Source organism: Microbulbifer sp. MLAF003 (assembly GCF_030012965.1).
Taxonomy (GTDB): domain Bacteria; phylum Pseudomonadota; class Gammaproteobacteria; order Pseudomonadales; family Cellvibrionaceae; genus Microbulbifer; species Microbulbifer variabilis.
In genome coordinates this window covers 1930064-1955476 of the sequence record NZ_CP120232.1, presented here as the reverse complement: position 1 = coordinate 1955476, position 25413 = coordinate 1930064, and the positions used below count along the sequence as shown (strand labels likewise).

Here is a 25413-nt window from a genome sequence, read left to right as displayed (position 1 = left end):
TATGATGACACCCTCGATCTCTTTAATCGTCAGGAATGTCATGCCTTCATCAGCACCCTGTTGCTGACCTATACACTGCATAGGCAGCACCCTAAAAACATTGTTCGGAGATCTACTACCTTGCCTAATGTCGCCTGATGCAGGCTCATTCTAGAACAGCTCAAGCTGAGCCCCCGGTTGTACCGGTCAAAATTTTCTGAATTATTGCGCATGATTAAGCGATAACTTGAACGGTAGTGAAAGAGAAAATAAAGCGGCCATCTTTCTGACGCTGCTCTTTGAAGGATTTATATTTGAGTTGCACTTATTGCGGAAAATCGGCAGCGGCTTCAGTGCCGTATGCATCGAAAATAAAAATTCCCCGAAAGCGCAGCTTCTTTTAAACTCCCGCCAACGGGCCAAATCTGTGTAAGTGAGTTTTAGCGGTACCGTCTGACAAAGATATTCTTCTTCAAGGCGGTAAACTGTGTATTCTGTTTTACCACTGAGCGCCTTGTGCTCTTTACCTTCGGGGCGGTCACTGCAGTCATAGCGTTTTAGCTTGGCTTCAATCTGATAATCACTGCCATCGCCGACAATAGAGCGTGTTGGAGTGTATTGAATTAACATGGCCCTACCCCATCAGTTCCTGACCCTGGCGACTATTCTTATCAAATAACACCAGATCCCCTTCCTCAATTTGAGTTTTAATATCCTCGATAAGCTGATCAGCGCGATCACCAACCGGGCCATGGAATTCAAAAATATACTGGCTTGCCGGCTGTTTGGTTTCCCCTTCTACAAAACCATCATTACCAGAACTGGCAAAACTCTCTGATGGTGTGGCTGCTACCGCACCCCCGGTACTCATACTGGGCGCACTGGCATCACCGGAAACCCCGCCGGGTGCTTTCAGCGATGACAACATGCCGGCAATCTGCGCCCCTTGTGTAATAGCACCGGCGATCATCGGAATATTTTGCGGATAACCGATCTCAGAAGCCTTAGCAATATTCTTTACTAGCGAAACCCCAGTAGAGAAAACAGCCATAGCCATCTCTGCCTTTGCCGCTTTTTGGTTGTAAGCAGCCGCGGCAGACAGTATCTGCCCGGCACCGGTAGTAAACATTTTCAGCTTGCTTTTGTTGGAAGCCTGTTCGAGCTTTTCGCGCTGCTTTCGATGTTTGTTTTCTAAAAGAGTGAGTTTGCGTTCATATTCATCATGAGCGAATATTTTGCTGGCATAGGCCTGATCCAGCAGGGCCATTTCTTCATCCTGCTGTACCTGTAATTGTTCCATCTCGGTGAGCCAGGAAAGCTGCAATGTTTCTAGGCGGGCCACCATACGCTGACGCTCTACTTCAGTAAGGCCATCGGCGCCAGCTTGGTTACCATCGCCTTCACCACTCTCCGAGCGCGCCTGCTCTTCAGCCAGAGCCATTTGATAGCGCTCTTTCTCACGCTCAGAGTATTCAGTCCGCAGAGCCTCGATAGAATCGAAGCCGCGCCTTGTCAGCTCCTCCTCAGCAATCTGAAGGGCGGCTATTTGCTGCAGTCTCTGCTCATGATCGAGTTTTATTTTTCCCTGCTGATCTGCCAGAAATTGATCCAGCTGTATTAACTGAGCTCCACCGGCCTCCTCTGCCATGGCACGTTGTTGCGCAATACGGTCGCGCTCAGATTGCTCCCTCGCCGCTGCAGCAGCTTCTTCAGCTATGCGCTCTTCCTCTTGTCGCTTCTTCTGCGCGGCTATGTGTGCATTCTGTAACTCATCAAGCTGTTTGCGTATTTGCTCCGATTTGTGGCGGTGAATTTCAACCTGAACCTGGACGCCTTCAGCTTCTGCCTTGGCCAACAGGTGTTGATGCGAAACATACCGGCTGGGAAGCTCAGCAAATTGTGTACGCTGCTTTTCTTCATCAGTTGGTGCGATACCTCGGCGCAGGGTATCCACTACCCCAGTGAGTTTCTGAATCCCTGCCGTAGCGATACTGGTTGAGCCAGTGGTTTTACTGAGCCCCTCCAAAAACTCCTGCCAGGACTGCGCCAAGGAATCAGTAGCACCGGTGAGACCGCCCGCTTCGGCAGAACCGGCACCGCCCACCTGCTGCTCCAGTTTAAGCAGAATCATGCGCTGGGCTTCCGCTACACGGCCCGACTGCTCCAGGGTTTTAATCTGCTCCTTTTCTTGCTCGGTAAAACTCACCCCCGCGCGCTTAAGAGCAGTCAAGCCAGTCGATGGCTCCTCTAATGCCTTACCCAGCTGCAGCGCTGCACTCTTGGCATCGCCACCCATAACGGCTGATAAATCCTGGCTCAGTCGAATAGCATCATCAAAGACTGGCCCTTGCACACCCTTAAAGGTGAGCAATACGCCTTGGGCTTCCCTGATACCAGTAACGCTCGCCAAGGTAGCGCGGGCCACTGAGCGCACCTGGTCATCCAGCTGTTGTGCAGTGCGACCACTGGCACTGCCAGTAGCTTTTAGCAGACCTTCTATCTTGAGCTGCTGCCGCTCCATCTCCTCTCCGGCGCGAATGCTCTGATAAAACACCGCAGTAACACCGGCCACCCCTGCACCAAACAATGCCCAGCTAGCCGCGCCATTAGTCAACAGACCATTCAGGGCACCGACTCGACCAGATACACCACCCAAAGGGCCATCAATCGCGGCGACGCCCTGAGCAGCACCACGCATTGAGCGGCCAAACATAGTGCCCGCGGAACTGGTAGATTTCATTTCGCGGGTGAGCTGTTTATTGCGTGCGGTTGCTTGGGCCATCTCCCGCTTATATTGAGTGGAGCGCAGCTCCAGATTCGCCACCATGGTGGCCATGGAAGTTTGTTTTGCCATTGCTCAGCTCATGGAGTTCCAGATTGCGATTTGTTGCTGCACGGTTTTTGGCTTGTGCGGCAGAGGAAGGAAGTTAGAGACTTTGCCCCCCAGTGTGCCGGCGGCAATGTGGGCGAGTTGCCACTGCTGGACTTCGGTATTTAGGGGACGCTCAGAGTGATATTCATACCAGTGGTCGAACTCGGTAGAACTCATGGAGCGCAACATATTGAAATAGTCGGGACGATTAAAATCCCGCGCGAGCTGCCGGGCGAAATAGAAACCCGGCACTAGCCTTTTTTTCGTTGTCCTCGCTTTCTGGTTCGCCGCTCTCTCCCTCAGTGGATGCTTCTACATAGAGACCGGATAACTTGGCCGCAGGTACATAAAGCACATCAATCAACTTAGGAGTTACACTGCGAATTAAGCCCTGATGGATCTGCTCCAGTGATTCCTGACAGTCTGGTTTCATCCAGATGGCATAGGCAACCAGCAACAACTTCTTGCTCACCTCCCCCAACCGGAAAGCCCAAAGCTGGCCAAAATTTTCCAGTTCAGTTTCTGGTAACTCTTCACCCTGCGGCAGCGGAATATCTTCGGTGGTCTTTTGCAGATATTCACAGCGGTGGTAGGCGCTCAGCTCAAATAACTCTACTTCCTGCTGGCCAAATACAACGGTTTCGGATTCTAAAATAGGCGTGAGAACTGAATTCATTGTTAGCTGCCTGCGGTTACAGTGGGTTTACCGGAAATCTTAAATTTCACGGTGCGAGTGATCTTGTCATCCTTAGGCACTGCCTTACCCCAGCCGGTAATATGGCCGGTAAACTCTACTGTCGTGCCTTCAGGATATTCAATCTGGTAATACTTATTAGTATCGGAGTCGTAATCTGCCCGCAGTGCCTGCTGGCCGCTGTCGCTCTCATTCCAAATCAAGGTAATGGAAACCTCACCGGCATCACGTAAGCCTGACGGATCGTAATCCATATAGCCGCTGGTACCATCAATCGGCGTCATCTCAACAGAACCGCGCGACTCCTCGCCCGGGTCGATATCTAACATACCCGCTACTGGCGTATAAGAGCTGCCATCATCGCTGCGGGAAAATTTTGTTTTATAACCTTGTGCCATCGTTGTGCCCTCTGTGGGTTGCTCAATTAAAGGTCTATGGATTCAGTGGAATACTGGGCCGTATAGGTCAATCGAACCTCGCCCAGTGGGTGATCCTGATCCAGCGCAAACTGGGTTTGGCTGAGTAGGAATAAGTCACAGCTGCCACCCAGAGAGGCATCCTGCAGGGCACTCTCAATATCTGCAGCCGCTTGATCCAGTGCGGCATATATATCGCCATCGCTCTTTACTACCGCAGCAATAGTCAGATCCAGCTGCCGACTGGTACCGCCATGCATTTCGGGGTCAGTATTTTCGGTTGCAAAACCCACCACAATCGCTGGCAGTTTTTTGGAATCGATTTCTTCTGTGGTGCCAGGGGTGGGAATGAATAGCCGCTTATGTTCTCTATTTCTTTCTGTACTGCATCGCGTATGGCTATGCGTCGAGTCATAGTCTAATCCTGATAAATTATGGGCATAAAAAAACCCGCGATTGCGGGTTAGGGTGTTTACAGTGCAGCAATGCTTACCGAACTAATCATCATTTCTTGGGTGATTACCTAAATCTCGATGAGCCATGCAAATCAAAAAAAGGAAGCAGTTTTATTCATAGTCACTTATTAAATGCCGACGAGCCACCGTGCCCCGACCTCAAAAGCCCCGAAAGCTACTATCCAATATGAAGATATAAACGAGACCATTACTACCGCCAATGCCACCTTAATTTGGCTATATTTCCAGTGCTCTCGGACGCCGAAGAAGATTAATATACCTAAGGTAACAAGCATCATTGGCTCGTAGAAATACCTAATCGGAGCGTTGAATGGATAAAGAAATAACCCATAGATTAACCGACCCAGGCCTGGCGGAAATATTGCCACCAAACTTAGCAGCATACAAAGCATGTGCTTTTTTGGGGATTTTCGATACACAAAGCCGGAAACCAAGAAAAATACGAATAGGGGTATTAGGAATAGATCAACCCAATACACATATTGAAAAATAATCCCTTTCTGAACAGCTAATTCTATAGTACCTAAATATAGCCTTGACGAAGTGACAATAAAAATGACTGCTACACCAAGGGAGGACCATCCCAAATACTTGTGAATCAGGAAACTTCCTCTATTTATCAAATATGACTGAGTACAGAGCAGCAAAACCCAAAGAAATGCAACCAACCCATGAATATGGTGCAAAGACGATAACGTCTCGTAAACCATAAAATAACTTGGAGCAAACCCAAGAACAATCACAGCAGATAGGCTACAAACCCAAGCAAAGAGAACTCTAGAATTCAAGTATTAACCCTCATGATACTTAACGCCTTGCTAAGGGGCAACCGAAACGCAGTGTAGATTGCCCCACGGAGGCCGCGCTCTTTGCGACCGTGTACTTCAGCAACTTGTTAAGCCCCTACTCCCAGAGTTCCAAGTACTTGCTATGAAGCTCTTTCCGCTCTTGATCTGACATGTTTGAAATTGTCAAACCTTTAGCGCACCTATTTTCGATCACATACTCCTGCCAGCTTGGAGGGAAACCTGAAAGCCTAACCTCTGGCCCAATTTGCTTAAAGTGAACCAGCTTGAGAGTAAAGTAACTAAACTCTTGTTCTCCACGCATAACTTGGAATGATTGCCAAAAATGCATATGCCCAAAGAGGACAGATATCATTAAAACGAGCGAGAAAAAAGGAACAAATCGCTGGGCTTTTGCAACTATACCAAGTACCAACTCCAAAAGTGACCAGATTGCAAGCAACAGGAAAACTACCGTATACATCCAAAAAGGATTCAATGGATCCGGGCGGTAATCCCATACCTCCTCAAAACTCCAGCATTCGAATGGAGTTACCGTGATAAAAATATGAAATCGGAAAAAAATCAGAACTGCCGTAACCGACAGTACTAGCACCGTTAATCTCCAATAATTTGATTCCACGTATCTCATTTCTACTATGGCTTAACGCCGCGCTCACTGGCGGACAATACTATGCACTTTGGACGCATAGCAACCAAAGTAAAGGTGCATAGCGTTGGCCGTCCGGTGCAGCGCTTGGTTATGAGTTTAGGGCATCAGTTCTACAAATCGAACATCGGCACCGAACCACTCACTAATGCTGGAGCAACTGGATGATGGAGCATTGTCTAGAGTGATTTTTAGATTCTTCCCCGTTGCACGAGCAGTAGTTGCTAAAGTGGCAATTAATTTACAGCTTTCAGCACCAGTTCGGTAGTATTGTGCTACCGGATCGCACACTTTCATCATTCCAGTATCTCCAATTTTAAGATAAAGCGCATCCGGTTCATGATATGCAATACGCTCCACAGCCCCTACACAGGTAGCAACTTCAGAAACAGCATTAATTGAAAAAAATAAAAAACAAAACTACTGGATATTTCATAAGATTCCTATTTTATTCATAACAATTAATTCAAAAGAAGCTTCTTTATACCACCCTGCTATATAATTCTTGGCCCCACCTTTTTGAAAAACGAAATAAAGCCTATTAAATCAATAGGTTAGCTTAAATTGGCACAAGTTTACAAAAATAGATATAAAGCAGCGTCTTTATATCTCTGTATTTTCGCTGCTTTATATCACTTTGGGAACCCTATAAATATCAATGAGTTACTCATTTTCACTCAGAAATAGAAGAAGCTGCTGCTGATCTTTGTCACCAAATGCACAAGTGTGCATTTTTCAACCGTCCACCTGCACCCTTCGCACGATGCCATCATCTTCCAGAAGCTTACGCACCTTGTGTTCCACACTGTTAAAGCTGATTAAGGCATCCGAGCTGTGAGGCCCAACCTCACTAATCAACAGGCTGAACTCATCACGTGGCGTTCGCACCCGGTCATCAGCAAAGTCATCAATACTCTAATCGGGTATCACGCGGCACTCTATAGGCTTACCTCCGCCACCATCGTTATAGATAGCTGGCTTACCCCATTTACGAAACGCACGCTCTGCGGCTCTCTGCTCCAGATCCATAAATCACCTATGACTTCACTTTGCCAGGTGCTCCGGTAAACTTCACCGCTAGGCTAGTAGTGCCATTTCCAGCTGGCTCTGCGACAGCGGGTAATCGAGTAGAGTTCACCGTAAATAGAATTTGTCGCACTTATCAAGCTCCCCCTCGAGATTAAGAATACGTTCCTGCTTTATCGTAAGCTCATAGGCAAAAGCACTAGTATTTATGTAAGCTGATATAGAAATGAGAAAGAATATGAAGAGTACCCGCACTTTAAATATCCTTGATGCCTAACACCGTGAAATGCGGCGGTCTAAGCGTGGCATGCGCCGTCCGGTAGCGCGCTGTAGAGATGGAACGAGCATCATCAACTTGTTAATTTTTGTGCGGAGACAAAAATTGTTTCAGAATCATACCTACCAATTCTGGTGACTCCTGATGAGAAGCGTGCTCCGTAAATGGAATATTGGCAAAACTAGCATCAGGTATTTTTGCCTTCAGCGCCACAGCCTCATCTAATGAGAAAAGGAAATCATTGTCACCTCGAATAATTAAGGTCGGACACTTTATTCTTTCGACCAGGCCCCATGGATAACCGGCCTCTGTAGTATCAAGCCACACTTTTTTTACTGATTCTACAAGACTCTTGAAATCCGGGTTGGGATTGGAAGCATTATAGGACTCCACATCTACAGGAAAGCTTTCACTCCAAAACTCAGCAGTCAGGCCACCCAGGGCCTCGATAGATGGGTCATTAGCCTCCAATCGCCATTGCGAACCAAGTGTGACTAAGCAAACAACATTTTCTGATTGTTGCGCCGCCAACCGGTAGCCCACAATTCCGCCATCACTAAAACCAAATATTGAATACCGTTTAACACCTAAATGAGAAAGCACTTCTTGGATGTCTCTTTCATATTGAGCATAACTCAACGAGGGCCCTGCTAATGGTGACCTTCCATGACCACGAAGATCGATACTAATCAAATGGAAGTCTGGAGCAATATATTCATGCAAAGGAGCTAGGTCTTTCCCCGAACCTAAACCTCCATGCAGCATTAGTAGCGGCTCACCATTTGGATTACCAGATAGTTCGTAAAAAATTGGTGAGCCACAGGTTTCTATGTAACCACTTTTATCAATCATCACAACTTTCCAACTAAATATCTATCTTTGACTTACTAAGCCTTCTTAGCAACTGATGGCCTATGAACTGCAAAATACTTTTGCCTGCCTCTCGACCGATTATTAAATAAAAATTTCTCAATAATCTGAGAGGCTTCAATTTCCCTTTCAATTATTCCACCAATACACTCCACTCTTCATTCTTGGGTTTATAACATTCCCACGCGAACATAAAATCAAATCTGTCACCGTGCCTAAGCAATCTTGGAGGAATTCCTTTAAGGTGCCTATAAATTTCTACTGCTACCGTTTTGGCCCATTCTTGTTCTTTCACTTTCTCTCCTGTAACTTAACAGTGAGTTCAAGAGAAACTTCTTTATATCACCCTGTTTTATATCACTTTAGGGCCCCTATAAATATCAATAGATCACTGATTTTCACCGATAAGAAAAAGCGCCTTTTGATCTTTGTTATTAAAAGCACGACTGTATATTTTTTACTCGACGCCAGTCTCCCTTAATATCCCCAAAACCAAAGATCCATGGGTTTCAACTATCCACCTGTACCCGGCATATAACTCCATCATCCGACAACCGCTTGCGCACCGTATAGGCCACACCATTAAGCGTTATCACCGCCTCTGAGTTGTAAGCCCCTACCTCACTCACCAGCAGACTCAACTCGATACGTGGCACCCGCACGCGATCCTCATCTTCGAACTCGTCGATCTCCTGATCTTTTATCACACGGCAATCAATAGGCTCTCCGCCGCTACCATCATCAAAGGTAGCGGCTTTTCCCCATTTACGAAACGCGCGCTCCGCGGCTCTTTGGTCCAGATCCATGGATCACCTAGGCCTTCACAGTGCCCGGAACACCGGTAAACTTGACCGCTAAGCTAGTAATGCTATTACCGGCTGCCTCTGCGGCAAAAGCGGTGGGGCCAGTGATATCGCCGGTTGCGGCTGTTGCGGCGCTGTTATTAAAGGCTGCTACGGATACATCCCAGGTGAGGGTTTCCCCCTGACTGATCTCTGCGGCGGATACCTTGGGCACGGTGAATACGCCTTCAATAGCGATCACACCAGATGCGCCCACGGCGATATCATCCATCGCCACACCCAGTACTGCGCCTACTGCTAGCACCTGGCCAGAGGTAATTACCGCGCTAGTGCTATTGGTGTAATCCAGCATGCGCCCGTCTTGTACAAAATTAGTAGCCATTCTCTTTCTCTCAATTGAGTAAATTACTGAAAGCAAAAAAGCCGCGATGTGCGGCCCTTTTCGGACTCTTTAAGGTTTGGTTCGGTTTGAGCTGGGTATTAGGTCTTAGGTGTTTTCACCATGCCTTTCGCATCCCAGGCTTTCGCAGCTGCATCCAGGCGGACTTTGAATTCCACCCCGTCGATATTCCAGCCGTTTTGCTGTTCCAGCACTGGGGCTTGCTGGCCATCCAGATAGAGCACTTCGATAGTGTCGTGCGCTACCGGGTCGGCATTGAGGTACCAGCCATTGTGGCCGCTAAGGCGACCATCGGAGATCACACTGGCAATATTGCGCACGCTATTGGGTACGGTGTTGGATTTCTCGGATGCACCCACTTCAAATTCAGATTCCAGTGCAACCTTTGCGGCACCCTCATCGGCGATATCACACAGCAAGAATTTGGGGCGGATATTCAGGAAGGCGGTGCCATCCTTTTGCTTGCCCATCAGCACCCGTGCGGCATCGATGCTGGCGGTATTGATACCTGACTTGGTGGCGAGGTTGCCATGATCGGCATGGAACAATGCCTTGCTATCGGCCATTTTGGGGTTGTTAATCAGGATACTGAACACCAGATCCCCCACGGTGCGAATAGCAGCGAGCCCCATCTTTTGTGGGATTCGGGTGAAGGCCCCCAGGTCGTCATTGATGATTGCCTGGCGAGTAATGGAGAAGAGTTCCCCGTAAGTGGCCAACGCGGCAGTTTCGGCGCGCTCTCCAATACTCACGTATTTAAATTCTGCCCCGGGTGCCACTTGGCGCAATGAGGGGAAGGTACCAAGATCCGTGCGAGTAGCTATCTTGAAGTCGCTCAAGTTTCCAGTGGCGGTAAACTGCGGAAAAACTTCCGCCGCTTCAGAGTAACCCTTCAGCATCGATTTATTAGCGATATTGCCCAGGACGGTAGCGAAGTCACCAGAGCTATGCGTAAACGCTGCGGCGACTACACCCATTTTGTCCTGGCCCGCTAGGTTTTGGCTGTGGGCATGCATAAACATCCGGGCAATTTCCAGCATGGTATAGCCGGCCATACTATTGCCTTCGGTGCGTTTCTCGCCAAAGGCGCGCATGGCAATGACATTCTCAGCGTCTGCGTTGATGCGTTTGATACCCTCACCTTCCTGCACCACCACACTGTAGCTTTGTACCGGGGTTGGGGTCTGGTTACCCAGGGCTGTGAGCAGTTTATCTTTGGCCTTTTCAGCGGTGCAGTCCATATCATTGAGACATTCCTGCATCACAACACTGTGTGCCTCGAAGCCTTTAAAAACTCCTTTGATAGTGTCTTTGCGCTTTCTCTCATCCGCTGCAAATTGTGCTTTGGCATCGGCGGCAATCTGGGCTTTCATTTCCGGGGTGACCTCGATCGCAGCGGTTGCAGCTGGCGTGGTGGAGGTGGTTGTGGTCATGGCTTGCGCCTCCTTGGTTTTGGGTGGGTTGTCTGCAACCGCAGACGGGAATCTAAATTCAGTGGGCCCCTGCATAACCAATGCACTAATAGCTTGAGGGGTATTTTTGAACTGGTTTAAGTGATCAGCACTGAAGCTTGCGGCCATTTCCATTGCTGCTGTGGTGTCGTTGGCAAAACCCACTTCCACTGCTTCAGCGCCGGTATACCAAGTCTCGTCATCCATCACTTGGCTGATTTCCGCATCCGACATTCCTGAGCGGGAGGAATAGAGGCCGATCATGGTGGTTTTCACTTTTGCCAGCAGGCTCTTGGTTTTTTCCAGGGCGCGCTCATCGCCTCGCACACCGGCACTGGGGTTGTGCACCATGTAATAGGCATTCTCAGCAATATGAACCGTGCCTCCGGCAAGAGCGATCACACTGCCCATACTGGCTGCGATACCTTCAATCCAGGTTTCCACTTCGGCTCTATGATCTTTGAGCAGGTTGTATATGGCGGTACCGTCGAACACATCCCCACCGGGGCAGTTAATGTGCAGATTGATCTTGCTGACATCCCCCAGCGCTTTTAGATCGCGGGCAAAGTCTTTTGCAGTTACGCCCCAATAACCGATGGTGTCGTACAGATAGATATCGGCTTCAGTGTTATTTGCGGCAGCGGTAATGCTGTACCAAGATTTTTTAGGCATTACGGTCTCCTATTTAGAGTCGGAGTCAGACTCGGAGTCGGACTCAGTATTTTCTGTGGGGACCGCAGCGCGTTTGGTTGGGGTGGTGATTCCGTTCTCTTCCAACTTCCTCTGCCAAGCAGCGGTTTGTTTAATAACGTCATCAGGTTTTTTGCCTCGGCGACGGATGGTCTGCTGTGGGCTAGCCAGAACATTTTCCAGCAGCGTTTCATCGGCGCTGGCTTCATGTGCTGGATTAATCCAGGGCATGACCGGGGTAATGAAATCGACGTGCATCAGGGTTGCCGGATCCACATCAGCGGGCACTTGAAAAGCTTCAGCCAGTAAACCCATTTGCACCCAGCGACGAGTAACCGGTTCTACGATTTCCTCACAGAATTCCAGGCTGAAGGTTTCGTAGTTTGCCCACTGCTCTACCAGTTCCTGACGCTGCGAACTATAAGTACCGTTGTAGTTTTTGCTGATGCTGCTAAAGCTGTCCATGGTGCCGGCGGCAGCCATGCGGTGCATGGTTTCTAAAAAAGGAGTCAGCAGACCGCTTGGGCGATTACTCTGGATGGTGCCGACGGTTTCCCCTGGGCGAAGGTCGTCATAGATGGCTCCGGCACGGATATCCAGGGTGCGGTTTCCGTCATCATCCAAGTCGTCGTCATACTGATAGCGATCAGGGCTGCCCTTTTGGATAAAACCAACCATCGCAGAAGTGATCTTGGCTGCGACCCGTTCATTTTCTTCATAGTCTTTAATATCGTTGAGGCGATTCATTACCGCTGCAAAGATGGAGACCCCACGGCTTTGGTGCAGACGGCGCACAAACTTCAGGTGTTCGATATTTTCTGCACTATGGAACCTGCGCTTCATGCACCAGTTCAACGAGGCACCGGGGTGCTCGTCATACAGCCAGAATCCTCCGGGTTCGCCCCAGGCAGACTTTTGGATGCCTTGAACGATGCGCTTGCTGGGGTCGCTGTAATTTACCGGTAGAAAATCCGGTTCTAGACATTCGATGGTGTAAGGCACAGCAGTGCGATGTTTTAAGCCGGGTACTGTGCCCTGCAAGTGCCTCAGTAGGGTTTCCCCATCCCGCAGCCAGGTATTGCACAGTAGTCTCTGGGATTTGGCCCAGCTGAACTGCCGGGTACATTCCGGGCGCCGTGCCCATTCCTTGTGGGCATCATTCATTTGGCTGGCGAGACCATCATGGATATCTCCATCCCAGGTCTTGGGCTGAAACTCCACATCGATGCCACGCGGGCCAACAATGTTGGTGACCAGGGTTGTGAGAATACCAGCGGCGAAATCGTGGTTTTGTTCCAGGTGCCGAGCTTGGCCGCGTAGAGTTTCCACATCCGCTTCTACCACCAAGTCCCCGCTGCGGTTATCTCCAGGGTTTTTTCTTGTACGGCTTGGACGTGTAGCTTCATAGGCTGCAACGATTTTTAAGGCCCTGCGAGCTTGCACACGGCGCAGGGCAGCCTCGGGCGCAAAAAACCCGATTACAGAATCCAGTTTGTTCATTAGCAAAAATTCGCGTAGGCAGGGCCACGGCGTTTACCAGCAGCCTTTAAGGTTTCTTGATGTGCGCGGCCTTCCCACTCCTGCCGACCCGCACGTATTTCCTGCAGGTTCTCAGCGGTAAATTGACGGCCATTAATCACCGTGGTTTTTCCGGCGAGCACGTCTATCTCGGCCTCAGTGTAGAGGTCGACCATTTCCTGTGCGGTTTTAGACATTTAGCTATCCAATAAGGAGCCGGCAGGCTGTGATGGCTGCCGTGGTTTTTTTCGAGCAGGCTTGAGCTGTTCGGGAGTTGAGCTAGACCCAGGTTCACTAAATAAAGTGCGCTGGCCTAAACGCGCCTCAATGGTTGACCATTTTTTTTCGTTCCATTTGTGCATACCCATGACATGGGCTGCGTGCAAGGCGTAGACTTCAGTATCTAGCCCTTCGTTACTCTTACCTGCTCTTTTTTGCCACGCTTTCTTACTTACGTGTTTTTTGCTTGGAGCCTTAACCTCAGCAGTAACTTGCTCCCAATAATCTTGCCGTACATTTTTACAGCTGTGCATGTAGGCACTGGTGCCGACTAGACGTTTAGCAATCAGGTCTTTAGCCTTGTGTGTACCGACGAAATACAGTTTTACCTCAAAGAAATCTGCTTTGGTTCGCCTTTTGGAGTCGGCATATTCGACCTGTCTAGGAGGGGTATAAATCTCCTTTCTCCCAAAATCGTTACTATCGCCTTTGATTGGATTCACTTGAACACGATGATATTTTTTATCGCGAGTTCTTGCCCAGTGGTACACCGCGTTGCTGGTGCCACCATCGCCGGAATCAATACTTACCGCTGCCGCACGGATCTCACCAAAACGTTCGTGCTTAAAGCTTTGGAAAACCAACTTATCCAGAGCCGCCCAGCAATCATCCTGTTTGTCCGCAGTATCGCCATCGATCTCGCCCCAGAACATTTGCCAGCTTTCTTCATTGCGGCCAAAGGCGCGGATGGTGATTGCCAGGCGGTCGTGCTGCACATCAATGCCCACCGTAACCAGCAGGCCACCTGCAGGGCAGAATAATTCCGGGTAATCCTCGGCAGCCTCTTGCAGCTGTTCATGGTCCAGCAGCCGGCTGGCCGCATACTGATAGGGCCGGCCCAGTTTGTTGTTCTAGAATACGATACGTGCAGATTCATCGCCGCTTTTGGCTTCGTGTTCGGCTTCCAAGAAATCCCTGACAACCTCCGCCAAGCTAGTGCCAGGGATACACACATAAAGCTCCGATAGCTCCATAAAGGTTTCAATCGGTTCGATTTCATCGGGCTCAAAATCCTCGCCACACTGGGTTTTGACCCAACCGGCAAATTCATCGCCGTTTTCCCGTGCGGATTTACAGGTTTGCTGGATATTGGCCTGGCGGCGGTAATCATCCCAGGCACTGCCACATTTTGGGCAGGAATAAACAGCGGTTTCTGGCTGATTCAGGCCGAATACCGGGTGCGGTGTGCCGCCCTCTTTCTCCAACCAACTAACGTTTTCCCAGTCCTGCACATGGGACTCACCGCAGTCGTGACAGGTAACCGGTAGCACGCGCATGGTGCCGAGCTTGGTGTAGTGCTCGACTTGGGAAAGATCAGCAACCGCCGGCGTGCCGCCAATAATCAATTTCTTATTGCGCATCCGTTTTAGACGTTCACGCAGATGGCGAATGGAGTCGCCCTGATCACCCACGTCTTTGTTGGTATCGTCCGGCTCCTCCACATAGCCACGCTTGGCAGTGGTGGATTTAACATTAGAGACGGAATTAGAACCGACAGTCCGCACCTCCCCGCCGGGGAATACTTTTCTGGTAGATCTGTTCCCCAGCTTGCGACTGGTGGAGACATCAATCACACGCGCTACATTCGGCGAGCCCTCAACAATCTTCACGAACTTTTCGTCCATGAAATTCTGGCCTTTTGAATCCTTTGGAAAGAGCATCAATACCCGCGCGGGATCAGTCACCGCCACCTTACAGATATCTGCCGCTAGCAATACCGTCCAGCCAATCTGCGCCGCTTTTTGCATTACAACCATCCAGGAGACTTGGCTATCGAGCGCGTGCATTACGCCCCAGAAATAGGGCACAAAATCTACTCGGTAGTACCCCGCGTTATCGCTATCTTCGGATGGCAACTTGATATTTTCTGGCAACCACTCAATCAGCGGAATTTTAGGCTGCGGTATCCAGGTCTGGCGTACCTCCTTCACCAGCCTCTGTAAATTCAATCTCGTAACCGCCAATAGTTCTGAGGGCAGCTTCAATGTTTGGCTGTAGGGGTTCTCTGTTGACGGTAATGGCATACTGACTTTCGATAGCAATAATGATGCTCTCTACCGCTCCTATAAATTCATTCTTTCCAACGGTGGACCACTCCACCATCGCTTTGCGTGTTGACTCGACATCAAGGATTAATTGATCGTCTCGATATAGCTCGCGCATTTTTAGTTTTGCATTAACTTCAGACTCAATCGCTTGCGCCATATCGCGACGGTTTCGGGCCTCATTCGCCTGGCGGCCTGCGGCCTCGGTTCGCAGTCGCTCGTAGTATTCATGAAGCCAAACTTTGTAACTGGCACCTACGGTAAAAACCTCTGCCTTGTAGTGTTTGGCAATAGCAGGTTGAGTAGCACCAACCAGGCGAGCAAAACCAGACTGAGTGGCCTGATCATCAAGTGATAGGTTTTCAGCCAAGGTATAACCCCCTAGGAAATTTCAGATAGCTGTTAAAAAAACACGGTCCGAATTACCCGTGTGTTGGCCCCCTCAGGAGGACCCGTTCAAGGTCTCTTTGCGGTCGCAATCGCATGATCCATGGCCTTATTAAGTTCAATCGGCAGGTGACGCCGCGCTATGCCCTCGGCAATACGGAGAAAGGGAAAGCGCTTTTTATAGTCTGGCTTTCCCCTGAGGAATATCAGAATGGGTTTAACCGTAGGCCGGCGCTTGCTGCCTGCCCTCTTCCATACGCCTAAGACACCATTAACTTTGCCAACGAAATACTTACCCTTCTTATCCTGCCCACTACCAGATCCTGCCCGAAGCTCAGCCAGAATTTTTTTATAGGTTGCTGCTGAGATATTCCCGTGCTTGTTTAATCTCGCTGCTTTACCATGCACCACGTACATGCCAGAAGGTAGGACACCCATGTGCTGAAGGGCACGCTCAAATCTCTTATCGTTGCGCTTCACATCGATAACCGACGGTGCCAAGTACTTACTCGGTGCCGTACCGTTGGTTGCTTGATCACGGATAAAGATCTTCGCGATACCTGAGCACTTAGTGGCTTTCTTCACCAGTACAGAGTTCAGCGTTAACTTTGCCGGATTTTTAAATACACGCCCCATCGCTGAGCGCTCTTCTCCACGTATACGAAAGGCCACGTTATTTAGGGCAACCGAGCTGGCATAAGGTAGTTGCTTTTTCAGTTCAGCAGCTGCACGCTCAAACTTTGAAGTATCCAGCTTTACACTAACGTCCATCTGAAAAGTATTCCTACGTTATTTAATTCTCAAAATTAATATTTCAAAAACTAGCAAACCACATAGAGATCGCATTACCCAAAATAAAAAAACCCGCACTAGGCGGGCCAAATTAATACTAACTTAATTAAACCTCATGGTTTAACATCTATTTACAGAGCGGACACATCCCCATAAGCGCTATCCAACAGCTGCTGTAAAGGTAAAGTATCTGATATAAATTCCTCACCATCCAGGTTTACTGCCCGAACACTAACAAAGTATTCATCAATCCCAGAACCAGCATCTTTTGATATCATAAGATCAACAGGCTTCATAAAACTATCATGAAGCCAATTTGAAGGGATAACCAACTGTGCCTCTCCCTTTCCAAACCACAATGAATCAATAATAATTCCGGTGTGCCGTTCGGTAGGTATACCAGAAATATGATCCCTTAGGGATAGCTTTAGTGTACTATCATTAACTTTTAGTTTTTCTACATCAACAATCTTACTTGGTGTCACATCAACGAGGCGCCCCGAAATCTCAAATAGCTCTCCACCTAATTCATTTGATCTACCCGCACCTAGGAAGCTATCACTTTCTGATACAAAAGCTCTAATTTCAATATCATCAAAATGCGGATATAAAGCATCTATATTAGGTATATCAAAATTAAGCTGTCGATACATCCAAGCATTATTTACAGACCCTCGAAAGTTCCCAGCAACTCCCCCCAATGAGGATCATGCAGCTTGAAGTTTTTTATTACCAATTTGGGTGCATTCGCAAAGTCAACCTCGAGAGAAACAGACCCAGAATCAGCCTCTGGATGCGCAATATTTACCGTCAAAACTAAAGAGTTAATATTATCAAGGTTAAATGGTAGATAATATAAATGACCTTGGGATACACGCGCATCCTGCACCTCATACTTAAATGTTTTTGCTTGCACATTTACAACTAATAGGGTTGCAAAAATTACCGCAACCTTCATGGCTTTTTTAAAAATCATAAAATAAGTTTAATATCAGAAATAAAAACATACACAAAAAAATAAAACCACAAAAGAGTAGCTTTATTTGATTTGAACCAAAATAGCGCAAAAAATCTTACATTAGATCATGAATTAAGTACACATTGTTTTTTTGGGGGGATTACTTGGTACAGAAACCCAAAATACGGGAAATCTTTAACGAAAAATACGTATTCGAGAAATAGGAATACTGCACCTCAGAAGAAAAACACAAAACCTCAGATAACATCATGATTCTCCACACTCTCTTTCCTGCAGCTTTAAACGCTTGTGGTTGTAATACCAATTAACCATTAAACCTGCTGCAGCTATCAGCACACCAACAAAGCCAAGCCAGTTGTTAGCAAGCCAACCCGCAAAAGTTCCCGCACCAATAGCAGTCATATAGCCAGCCTTATCCGCTATTTCTCTCAAAGCATCCTGAAGTGTCATGACTGCTTCCAAGCCCTCACCGCTTTTTCAGCGCTGCGCCCCACGACATAACCACCGAGGCCGATTTTTACGATTTCCAGCAGGGCTAGAGTCTGCTCCTCGCTTAGATTTGGAGCTGTCCACCCCAGCCATTGAGCCACGATCAGCCCCACGAACGTGAGCATTGTTACTGGCCGCCAGTTTCTTTGTAGCCATGACTCTCCCCCAGCTTCTGCAGTGATTACCTGGGTAGCCGCTCTCAGCTCCTCCAGGTCCATTGAGATTAACTTTGAATCCACCTGTGCCTTTAGGCGATTGGCTTCTGTCTTATCCGGGAATGCCTTGTCTATGACCCTGCCGAGTAAGCTGGATATAGCTGAAATCATTAGTAGCTCCATACCGTAGGGCGCACACGCTCGCCAGGAATTGAATCAAGGTCATCCAAATGGATAAACCGCTTTTTGATCGGCCCCTTCTGCTTCACCCCTATACCGCTGAAACCCTCTTCTAAGGCAACTTTCATAAGCTCATGTGCTCTGTCTACAGCCACAGAAACATCAACAGCCTGCCCAGTGGTATGGGTTATGGTCGCATTTAATCTGGCGTTATGAGCTGGGCAACGGTAGCCGGAATTAATAATCATCGGCCTGCCATATCGCCCCCTAACCCGAATTAACCGTCTAAGCGTTTCATCTTTAAAATGATTTTTGCCACAACATCGGCAGGCCAATTCCGACTCTGTGAAATAGTCATTTTTAAACATGAAGCCTCACTCAGTTTATTCAGACACAAAAAAACCGGCTCAGAGGCCGGTTTTAGGGGAATTCCTTATTCGCTGCATGAGAACTTGACAGCTTGCCAGAGATTACTTATTTCATGGCTAGCTGTCAACACATGCAATTTCTGATAAAAACCCCACTTCCAAATATCCACAAATATTTTTTACTAAAACCTACGTGCCACATCTGTAATAGTTTGTACTGAGAGCCAATTGAGCATAAGGGTAGCGTTCTATAATATGCCGATTGGTGCCGTTTTAGCTTGGTGCCAAATTGAACTTCCTATTTATACAAACAATAATTAATAGGCATAAAATCATGAGAATTAATAAGTATTTCCAATGCTTGGCAGTCTTAACCCTTATTTTAGGTTTTGCTCAATTCAGCCACGCAATACCTCAAGGTCCTGGCGATTGCTATATTCAATTACAATGTCCAAATGACTCTACGATTGTCAGCTGTGCAGGAGAAACTTCCTCATGCCATGTAGGTTCCGACTATGTAAGCTGTAATGGCCAACGCCATGAATGCCCAGTTATTATTGTTGATCCGGAACCCTGTGTTGCCCCTCCTGTCATGGATATTGTAGAAAGTATTCCAACTTATTACCCACCTATGCATCCTTATGGTCGATACTATTTAAGTGGAAATTCAGTAGATGATTATAGTTATGCTTGGTCAGTCAATTATGGCGAAATTTTGAGTGGTAGTACTAGCGGATCTGCAGTTATAAAATCGCACTCCTTGGGCTGGTTCACTATTACTATTACTGCAACCTCAAAGGTTCCAGGCTGCACTAAAACCACGCAGTTTTCAGAAAATTTTTATGTTGATGAAGATTTTCGAGCGATTAAGTAGGTGACCTATCTGCCTCCTTGTAGTAGAGGAGGCAGAATTCAATTTTCTATTTCGCCCTTTCCCACATACTGAATGCTATTTCAATACTCGACTCAATAATCTGACAAAGAGTTTTAATACTAGCCACCGACTTCTTAACCACTCTAGAAACATCCTGCAATTCCCATCTTCGGAAATAACGAAGCCAAAATACCCTTAACTCGGCCTCCGCCTTATTCTGGCTCTTCCGCCCCTTGACTGCCCGAAGATACATACCTACAACCTGATCAGTTTCTTCTGCTCGTGCCTCATTCACCGGTATAAGGCTCTCCCTATGACCCGATACCATCTCCCTCGCAAAAGCGGACTTACGCGGCCAGGATATGGAATCCCCTGCTCTCTCCGGGTAGGCCCGGGACCACTCCCACAACAGTTCACGTATACCTAATTCAGACATCGCCCCTCCCCCTTCAAATCTCTAAAGCCAAAAACCAGCCATACACCCCATCAAGCTGCCTTCGGCATACTCTCGTAGTAATCCTGAAACCGCCTTTCGGCTGCATGCAAATTGTCTCGGTGATACGTGCCCAGGTAATTTATGTGGCCCTGGTTTATCCAGAATTGGGTAACCACCGTATTCGCGAACACAACCTCCACGAGGTGAGCATACTTGGTGCGGAATACGGCCAGCGGACTGCTGGGGTTGGTGGTGGAAATCCTTGCGATGGCTTCTTGGATGGTGACTGTGCACATGGTGAGCTCTCCTTGGTGATTGGGTTTTACCAGTTGGTATCCGTTGCGATTTCTACTGCGCTGAGGTTTCGCGTTAGCCGCTGCCCTGACCCCCGAGGCTGGGGTGCGAAGTACTTCTCGCGTTTAAGCCAGTTGCGCCAGGTGGCGAGCCAATCGAGTTTTACGCCGCGCTGACCGGGTTGGGATATCCAGTAATCGCGAAAGCTTTCGGCAATGTCGTGGATTCGGGGGATCAGGTCTGGGCGGAGGCGTTTGGCTTCGGTGCGGAATTTGTCCGTGAGAATCCAGTTTCCGGGCAGGCGTGTGCCGCGTTTGGGGTTGGCGCGTTTTGGAACTGTGCCTCTCTCTACTGGTTTCTTATTGGTTCTTACTGGTTCTATAGAGAAGGACGTGTTGTCATTTTCACCGGTTGGGTGCTCAGATTTCACCGGTTCGTGTTTTATTTTCACCGGTGAAATTATTGCACCGGTTTACGTGTAAAAAGAGGTCATAATTGGTCCTGCGCCCGTTGGATTTTTCGGCACTCAGGTAGCCCAGTTCTTCCAGCTCTTCGATGGCATTAATCACCGAACGCTTCGTGCATTGCGCAACGTCGGCCAGGTAGGCATTACCCGGATCACACTGCCCGGTATCACTGTTATGGCAATCGGCCAATGCAATTAAAACCAGCTTTGCTGTTGGTGTTCTGGTCCTGCGTTTAATGGCCCATGCCGCAGCTTCAAAGCTCACCACTCACCTCCTGTATAAATTTCCATATAGCGCACTGGATTACCGCCCTACTCCACAATCGGCAGAATCACCATGTCACAACAGAGGAATTTGAAAATGATCAATGTTTTGTTGTCGTCGACCAGCTCGCATACTGGATACCTGCAGGCACACCAGATCTGCTATTCACGCCCTGAGGCTCAAAAATATTTAGGTAGTGCCATATCGTGAACACCGTTCTGGCCAACCTCCTTTCAGTCGGTTAACCGCACAGAGAACACCCTAAAAGTTCCACTAAGCGTCCTTTAGAAGCACCTGCTTTCACCATATTTTCAGTTGAATCCAGCCATATTAATACCCCAGATATTAATAACTGACAATACCCCAGGTATTTGTTTTTCAATACTGGCGCTATTAACCTCAGCCGATGAACAAATCTAAACGCAAACTCACAGACAGCGAAATGAAGCTGTCGGAAGGCCTCCGGCGTATTTGGCTTGCAAAAAAAGGAGAGCTAGGACTTAACCAAGAGAAAGCCGGTGCCGCCATGGGAATGACTCAAGGGGCTGTAGGGCACTATTTAAACGGGCGTATAGCTCTTAACACTGAAACAATCATTAAGTTTGCCCGTCTACTTCATGTCGAACCCAGTGACATTGACCCCAATCAGGTTGTTAAATTGGGAAGGCGCTCAAATCCAAGCGCACTAACTGAGAACGCAATGCAGGGAGTTAGCAATGCATCCAGAAGCCACTTTTCCATCCCGCCACACCGTAGTACCGTGCCATTAATTTCATCTGTGCAAGCCGGAGGGTGGGCAGAAGTTGTAGACAATTTTCAGCCTGGTGACGCAGAAGAATGGCGGGAAACTACGGCAAAGGTCGGCCCAAATGCATTTGCTCTGCGTATTGAGGGTGACTCAATGACCTCGCCGACAGGCGTCAGCATTCCCCATGGGTCGATCGTGATTGTTGATCCTGACGTGGAATACACTAATGGTTCTATCGTTGTTGCCAAACTGATCGATGTACAAGAAGCAACTATCAAAAAACTCGTAATTGATGGCCCCAACAGATACCTAAAACCACTTAATCCAAACTATGCACCCATCCCGATTAATGGGAACTGCCGGATTGTAGGTGTAGCAAAAAAGGTCGAAATCGACCTGTAAAACATAAAAGGTGGTCCTTAGGCCACCTTTGCCACCCACCAACCTCAAGTTTCCGCCTACCTCACGCACCTTACCCCAAGGTAAATCCCTGGCGCGCTTTAATACCTGAATATTAAAAAATAATACCTCAGGTATTTACATGTAAAATACCCCTGATACTATTCAGATCGATAACCAAGGGAAATCGCTAAGGACAGGGCGCCCAAATGGAAACAGGCAACCACTTGAGAACACTGGCTCCACGCCAAGCCGAAGCGCTTACACATCGCGCCCGTGGCCTTTCCAATAAGGAGACGGCAGAAGCTATGCGGTGCTCAGTAGCCAATGTCACCAACCTGCTGGCGGAATGCTTTTACAAGCTGCATGCCCGCAACAGTACTGAAGCGGTGGCCAAGGCGGTAAAGCACGGATTAATTCACTTCGCCCTGATCGCTTCAGTTCTCAGCGGTATTGGTGCGGATGCACAGGAGCAATTACGCACCCGCATCCAACGCCGCCCCACTATTCGAACACTCCGCATCCGCAATAATCGAGAGGGCATCGTATGACCGCCAAAGTCTATGTACTCCCAACAGCTCAAACTCAGCGCGACACCAATCGCTCCAGTGGTTATACCGGGCCAATCGTTGCCCCAAATCATAAAGGCCGCAACACGGTATCGTCGCAGCCAAAACCTACTTTGGCTCGACCTATACAGGGTGATGGTTGGCCTCCGTTTGGAGGTGATGCGGCATGAACTCTTTCAGCCCAAAACAGAGCGTGGAGACCTTGCTCACCGTAGCCAACGGCTACTCCGGCGCTAGTGCAATTGCTGCACAGGTATTGCTTTCAGCCTGGAACAGCAGTGATTTCGCGGTCCCTATCGCCGAACTCGCGTTACTCGATGGTGACAACTATCAACACGCACTTAACGTAATCACGCTTCGCTACCAAGGCAAAGAACCCCACAGCGTCATTACTCATGGCGAGAAAAAGTTTCGCGCCCTTAGCGTCGAGTGGTCTCACCTTGAAACGCAGAGGAAAGGTGCAGCGTGAGACAGATTCAGCAGCTCCCAAGAGTACGTTGCGTACGCTGCAGAAAACCCGCAGAGCCAGTATTTAACGGGAAGCTGTTATTGCGCGGCTGGAACTGCCAATCATGCAAATACTGGGAGCCGGCAATAGGTAGAGAAAGAAAATTCAAGAAGCTGGTAGGAACAAACCATGAATGAATTCTCCCAGCTGCTGCACATCACTCAAGACCTAATGGCCACGGTAGAAGCCCAACAATTACAAATAAACGGCATGCGCGAACAAATCGCGGCACTCTCCGAAGCCATCCAAGGCCAGCCACCAGAACAAAAATTGAAGGACCAGGAGGCAGCGTGAAAAAGGAAAAACTCTTCACCATTACCCAGGCCGCCCGAACGCTAGAAATGGGCAGGAATAGCCTACTCAAATTGCTACGCAACAATGGCCTGTTACACAGCCGAGAACCCATGCGCAATTCGCCGACAAAGTTCGCTGCGACACAGGGCCTACTAGTAGCGGAAAATGCAGAGTTTGAGCGTGGTCCGGTTAAGGTGCCGTACATCATCACCAAGGTTACATCGAGAGGCATGGTCTGGATTCGCGATCTTATTGAAGACAAAAGCGCATCCAAAGCCAGCTAGTAGTTTTACGCGCCCCGGCGCAATCAGTCAGTAGTACCTCTCTGGGGCTGCCTGTAAGGGGCCCATTTTTAAAGTTAAGGAGAATCCAATGAATAGATACGCACTATTTTGCGGCACCTACAACCTGATGATGGGTGGAATAAAAGATTTTCAGGAGTCCGCCGAAACCCTTGAAGAAGCAAAGGAAAAGGCCGCCCAAATAGCCAAAGAGGAACTCTTTAAATATTGGGTTCAAATCTTCGACAAGGAAACCGACCAATTCACCACTTACAGCATTATCGACGGCCAACTAAAGGAAAGAGATGACGAGTAGTCAACCTCCCTAACCTACTTCATAGCCCGCCTAGTGCGGGCTTTTTAGGTAGAAGACAACAACGCGAGGGATGTGCGATGGGTAACTTGCTGACCAAGCATGAAATAGCCCGCCTAACCGGTGCTGCCGCCGAAAATACCGAAGAGCAAAAACGCATTCTTGATGCCAACCGGATTCCCTACGTGCTGAAAAAAGACAGATCCCCCGCGCTAACCTGGGAAATGGTCAACCAAGCCATTCTGACCCGAGGGGCCGCAAAATCAAACTCGCCAGGCGTTAACCTACCCCCAGGCTTTAATCTTGGAGCAGCAAGCTGATGGGCAGGAGGCGCAACCCCGAAAATGCATGGATGCCACCACATGTTGAGCGGTACAAGAATGGCTTTCGAGTAAACCGAAGGGGCTATCCAACCAAGCATTTAGCTAAACAGGATGCCAGCAAAGCAGAGGTTTGGACGGCATATGAACGCTACCTTGCGGGCCTAGTCGAGAAAGAATTCACTCTTAAAGACCTTGTTGAGCTGTACTTTGCATCACCTCAGTACACTAAGCACATCAAGCCACAAACTCAAAAAGACTACTACCGCTACAGCCAACGTATATTGACAGTGTTTGGAGAGATGACACCTGATTCAATCACTTCACCACTGGTACAGATGTTTTTGGATGCCCGCGGGGCAGAACACCCTACCGCATCAAACCGAGAAAAAACCTTTCTAGGAATTGTGATGAAGTGGGGTAAGGCCAGAGGGTTTGTAAAAATCGAAGACCCTACAGTGGTAGTTAAAGCACTCAAGGAAAAAGCTGGCGGTCACTATTTGGAAGACTGGGAGTATGAAGCCTTTTGGCAATGGCTTGGTGAACGCGGCCACATCATGCACCAGTGCGCCATGGAGATCAGATATCTGTGTGCAGCCCGACAGCAGGATGTATTGGCCCTTACGAGAGCAGACATGAAAGAAGATGTTCTATTTATTATTCAAAGCAAGACCGGAAAAGCACAGATAAAACTCTGGAGCCCAGCACTAAGGGAAGCTGTGGATCGCGCACTCGCAAGCAATGTTGATGCACAAATTCAAACAGCTCATATTATTCGCAGCCGCATCGGGCGACCCTTCACCCGCATGGGCTTTAATGCCACCTGGCTAAGAGAGCAGCGAGCTGCGCTTGAAGCGGGAGTTATTAAGGAGCGGTTTCGGTTTCACGATTTGAAAATTAAAGCCGCCAGTGATTTTGACGGTGATGTGCAGAAATTTACCGGACATAAAACCCGCTCGATGGCAGAGCGATACAATCGAACAGCAGATAAAGTTGCCAGCCTAGACCGGAAGCGCCAAAAGAAAGGCAAGTAATTGGTTACGAA

38 protein-coding genes are annotated in these 25413 nt (G+C 48.5%); 11 read left to right on the top strand and 27 right to left on the bottom strand.

Going from position 1 to position 25413, the window contains the following annotated elements:
- Positions 1–201: 201 nt before the first annotated feature.
- The 6 genes from P3339_RS09565 to P3339_RS09540 are packed head-to-tail and all read right to left on the bottom strand — an operon-like array spanning position 202 to position 4254.
- Positions 202–609 carry a hypothetical protein gene (locus P3339_RS09565; protein WP_282953218.1) on the bottom strand — a complete coding sequence of 136 codons (408 nt, stop codon included), beginning with the start codon at positions 607–609 and terminating at the stop codon, positions 202–204.
- Between the two features lie 4 nt (positions 610–613).
- Entirely contained in the window at positions 614–2833 is a 2220-nt protein-coding gene (locus tag P3339_RS09560; RefSeq protein WP_282953217.1) for a phage tail length tape measure family protein, read from the bottom strand.
- A gap of 3 nt (positions 2834–2836) precedes the next feature.
- Positions 2837–3028, bottom strand: coding sequence for a hypothetical protein (locus P3339_RS09555; RefSeq protein WP_502867321.1), 192 nt, complete (start codon positions 3026–3028; stop codon positions 2837–2839).
- A gap of 31 nt (positions 3029–3059) precedes the next feature.
- Entirely contained in the window at positions 3060–3527 is a 468-nt protein-coding gene (locus tag P3339_RS09550; protein ID WP_282953215.1) for a phage minor tail protein domain-containing protein, read from the bottom strand.
- 2 nt (positions 3528–3529) lie between these two features.
- Positions 3530–3943, bottom strand: coding sequence for a phage tail tube protein (locus tag P3339_RS09545; protein ID WP_282953214.1), 414 nt, complete (start codon positions 3941–3943; stop codon positions 3530–3532).
- A 26-nt stretch (positions 3944–3969) separates the two neighbouring features.
- Positions 3970–4254, bottom strand: a complete 285-nt coding sequence (locus P3339_RS09540) for a hypothetical protein (RefSeq protein ID WP_282953213.1) — start codon at positions 4252–4254, stop codon at positions 3970–3972.
- A 493-nt stretch (positions 4255–4747) separates the two neighbouring features.
- On the opposite strand from P3339_RS09540, the gene P3339_RS09535 reads away from it, so the two are divergent.
- Positions 4748–4930 carry a hypothetical protein gene (locus P3339_RS09535; RefSeq protein WP_282953212.1) on the top strand — a complete coding sequence of 61 codons (183 nt, stop codon included), beginning with the start codon at positions 4748–4750 and terminating at the stop codon, positions 4928–4930.
- A 410-nt stretch (positions 4931–5340) separates the two neighbouring features.
- Here the strand turns inward: P3339_RS09535 and P3339_RS09530 are convergent, their stop codons facing one another.
- The 18 genes from P3339_RS09530 to P3339_RS09450 form a co-directional block, all read right to left on the bottom strand.
- Complete coding sequence (locus P3339_RS09530) at positions 5341–5838, bottom strand: hypothetical protein (RefSeq protein ID WP_282953211.1); 498 nt, start codon at positions 5836–5838, stop codon at positions 5341–5343.
- A gap of 153 nt (positions 5839–5991) precedes the next feature.
- Complete coding sequence (locus tag P3339_RS09525; RefSeq protein ID WP_282953210.1) at positions 5992–6192, bottom strand: hypothetical protein; 201 nt, start codon at positions 6190–6192, stop codon at positions 5992–5994.
- A 435-nt stretch (positions 6193–6627) separates the two neighbouring features.
- Positions 6628–6780, bottom strand: coding sequence for a hypothetical protein (locus tag P3339_RS09520; protein WP_282953209.1), 153 nt, complete (start codon positions 6778–6780; stop codon positions 6628–6630).
- Positions 6781–7276: 496 nt separating this feature from the next.
- Positions 7277–8047 carry an alpha/beta fold hydrolase gene (locus P3339_RS09515; protein ID WP_282953208.1) on the bottom strand — a complete coding sequence of 257 codons (771 nt, stop codon included), beginning with the start codon at positions 8045–8047 and terminating at the stop codon, positions 7277–7279.
- Positions 8048–8574: 527 nt separating this feature from the next.
- Positions 8575–8871: a head-tail joining protein gene (locus tag P3339_RS09510; RefSeq protein WP_282953207.1), complete on the bottom strand. Its 297-nt coding sequence runs from the start codon at positions 8869–8871 to the stop codon at positions 8575–8577.
- 7 nt (positions 8872–8878) lie between these two features.
- Positions 8879–9250, bottom strand: a complete 372-nt coding sequence (locus P3339_RS09505; protein ID WP_282953206.1) for a DUF2190 family protein — start codon at positions 9248–9250, stop codon at positions 8879–8881.
- Positions 9251–9348: 98 nt separating this feature from the next.
- Positions 9349–11391 (bottom strand): ClpP-like prohead protease/major capsid protein fusion protein, encoded by a 2043-nt coding sequence (locus tag P3339_RS09500; RefSeq protein ID WP_282953205.1) that lies wholly within the window; start codon positions 11389–11391, stop codon positions 9349–9351.
- 9 nt (positions 11392–11400) lie between these two features.
- Positions 11401–12909, bottom strand: a complete 1509-nt coding sequence (locus tag P3339_RS09495) for a phage portal protein (RefSeq protein ID WP_282953204.1) — start codon at positions 12907–12909, stop codon at positions 11401–11403.
- The gene (locus P3339_RS09490) at positions 12909–13124 is read right to left on the bottom strand and encodes a DUF6148 family protein (protein ID WP_282953203.1); all 216 of its coding nucleotides are present in this window, start codon (positions 13122–13124) and stop codon (positions 12909–12911) included. The genes P3339_RS09495 and P3339_RS09490 overlap by 1 nt, the downstream gene beginning before the upstream one ends.
- The gene (locus P3339_RS23410; RefSeq protein WP_353056922.1) at positions 13125–14048 is read right to left on the bottom strand and encodes a terminase gpA endonuclease subunit; all 924 of its coding nucleotides are present in this window, start codon (positions 14046–14048) and stop codon (positions 13125–13127) included.
- Between the two features lie 9 nt (positions 14049–14057).
- A complete protein-coding gene (locus P3339_RS23405) occupies positions 14058–15137 on the bottom strand; it encodes a phage terminase large subunit family protein (RefSeq protein ID WP_353056899.1) in 1080 nt (359 codons plus the stop codon).
- Complete coding sequence (locus tag P3339_RS09480) at positions 15100–15621, bottom strand: hypothetical protein (protein ID WP_282953202.1); 522 nt, start codon at positions 15619–15621, stop codon at positions 15100–15102. Before P3339_RS09480 ends, P3339_RS23405 begins: the two co-directional genes overlap by 38 nt.
- 86 nt (positions 15622–15707) lie before the next feature.
- Entirely contained in the window at positions 15708–16409 is a 702-nt protein-coding gene (locus tag P3339_RS09475; RefSeq protein WP_282953201.1) for a hypothetical protein, read from the bottom strand.
- A gap of 152 nt (positions 16410–16561) precedes the next feature.
- Complete coding sequence (locus tag P3339_RS09470) at positions 16562–17083, bottom strand: hypothetical protein (RefSeq protein ID WP_282953200.1); 522 nt, start codon at positions 17081–17083, stop codon at positions 16562–16564.
- Positions 17084–17094: 11 nt separating this feature from the next.
- Positions 17095–17406 carry a hypothetical protein gene (locus P3339_RS09465; protein ID WP_282953199.1) on the bottom strand — a complete coding sequence of 104 codons (312 nt, stop codon included), beginning with the start codon at positions 17404–17406 and terminating at the stop codon, positions 17095–17097.
- 249 nt (positions 17407–17655) lie between these two features.
- Positions 17656–17871 (bottom strand): holin, encoded by a 216-nt coding sequence (locus tag P3339_RS09460; RefSeq protein ID WP_282953198.1) that lies wholly within the window; start codon positions 17869–17871, stop codon positions 17656–17658.
- Positions 17856–18224, bottom strand: coding sequence for a 3TM-type holin (locus P3339_RS09455; RefSeq protein WP_282953197.1), 369 nt, complete (start codon positions 18222–18224; stop codon positions 17856–17858). Before P3339_RS09455 ends, P3339_RS09460 begins: the two co-directional genes overlap by 16 nt.
- Positions 18224–18601, bottom strand: a complete 378-nt coding sequence (locus P3339_RS09450) for a D-Ala-D-Ala carboxypeptidase family metallohydrolase (protein ID WP_282953196.1) — start codon at positions 18599–18601, stop codon at positions 18224–18226. The genes P3339_RS09455 and P3339_RS09450 overlap by 1 nt, the downstream gene beginning before the upstream one ends.
- A 334-nt stretch (positions 18602–18935) precedes the next feature.
- On the opposite strand from P3339_RS09450, the gene P3339_RS09445 reads away from it, so the two are divergent.
- Positions 18936–19475, top strand: a complete 540-nt coding sequence (locus P3339_RS09445) for a hypothetical protein (protein ID WP_282953195.1) — start codon at positions 18936–18938, stop codon at positions 19473–19475.
- Between the two features lie 46 nt (positions 19476–19521).
- On the opposite strand, the gene P3339_RS09440 is transcribed toward P3339_RS09445, so the two are convergent.
- The 3 genes from P3339_RS09440 to P3339_RS09430 all read right to left on the bottom strand — a co-directional run bounded on the left by P3339_RS09440 (position 19522) and on the right by P3339_RS09430 (position 20936).
- Complete coding sequence (locus P3339_RS09440) at positions 19522–19911, bottom strand: hypothetical protein (protein WP_282953194.1); 390 nt, start codon at positions 19909–19911, stop codon at positions 19522–19524.
- A gap of 322 nt (positions 19912–20233) precedes the next feature.
- The gene (locus tag P3339_RS09435; protein ID WP_282953193.1) at positions 20234–20656 is read right to left on the bottom strand and encodes a hypothetical protein; all 423 of its coding nucleotides are present in this window, start codon (positions 20654–20656) and stop codon (positions 20234–20236) included.
- Positions 20625–20936 carry a helix-turn-helix domain-containing protein gene (locus P3339_RS09430; protein ID WP_282953192.1) on the bottom strand — a complete coding sequence of 104 codons (312 nt, stop codon included), beginning with the start codon at positions 20934–20936 and terminating at the stop codon, positions 20625–20627. The genes P3339_RS09435 and P3339_RS09430 overlap by 32 nt, the downstream gene beginning before the upstream one ends.
- A gap of 406 nt (positions 20937–21342) precedes the next feature.
- Between P3339_RS09430 and P3339_RS09425 the strand changes: the two genes are divergently transcribed.
- From P3339_RS09425 to P3339_RS09385, 9 genes are all read left to right on the top strand, one after another.
- A complete protein-coding gene (locus tag P3339_RS09425; protein ID WP_282953191.1) occupies positions 21343–22086 on the top strand; it encodes a S24 family peptidase in 744 nt (247 codons plus the stop codon).
- Positions 22087–22292: 206 nt separating this feature from the next.
- Positions 22293–22634: a response regulator transcription factor gene (locus P3339_RS09420; protein WP_282953190.1), complete on the top strand. Its 342-nt coding sequence runs from the start codon at positions 22293–22295 to the stop codon at positions 22632–22634.
- Complete coding sequence (locus P3339_RS09415; protein WP_282953189.1) at positions 22631–22822, top strand: hypothetical protein; 192 nt, start codon at positions 22631–22633, stop codon at positions 22820–22822. Before P3339_RS09420 ends, P3339_RS09415 begins: the two co-directional genes overlap by 4 nt.
- The gene (locus P3339_RS09410) at positions 22819–23121 is read left to right on the top strand and encodes a DUF7673 family protein (RefSeq protein WP_282953188.1); all 303 of its coding nucleotides are present in this window, start codon (positions 22819–22821) and stop codon (positions 23119–23121) included. Before P3339_RS09415 ends, P3339_RS09410 begins: the two co-directional genes overlap by 4 nt.
- 168 nt (positions 23122–23289) lie before the next feature.
- Complete coding sequence (locus P3339_RS09405; RefSeq protein WP_282953187.1) at positions 23290–23454, top strand: hypothetical protein; 165 nt, start codon at positions 23290–23292, stop codon at positions 23452–23454.
- On the top strand, positions 23451–23738 hold the full coding sequence (locus P3339_RS09400; RefSeq protein ID WP_282953186.1) for a phage antirepressor KilAC domain-containing protein: 288 nt from the start codon (positions 23451–23453) through the stop codon (positions 23736–23738). Before P3339_RS09405 ends, P3339_RS09400 begins: the two co-directional genes overlap by 4 nt.
- 88 nt (positions 23739–23826) lie before the next feature.
- Positions 23827–24051: a hypothetical protein gene (locus P3339_RS09395; protein WP_282953185.1), complete on the top strand. Its 225-nt coding sequence runs from the start codon at positions 23827–23829 to the stop codon at positions 24049–24051.
- A gap of 77 nt (positions 24052–24128) precedes the next feature.
- Positions 24129–24368: a hypothetical protein gene (locus P3339_RS09390; protein ID WP_282953184.1), complete on the top strand. Its 240-nt coding sequence runs from the start codon at positions 24129–24131 to the stop codon at positions 24366–24368.
- Positions 24368–25402: a tyrosine-type recombinase/integrase gene (locus P3339_RS09385; protein ID WP_282953183.1), complete on the top strand. Its 1035-nt coding sequence runs from the start codon at positions 24368–24370 to the stop codon at positions 25400–25402. Before P3339_RS09390 ends, P3339_RS09385 begins: the two co-directional genes overlap by 1 nt.
- The last annotated feature ends 11 nt before the right edge of the window (positions 25403–25413 follow it).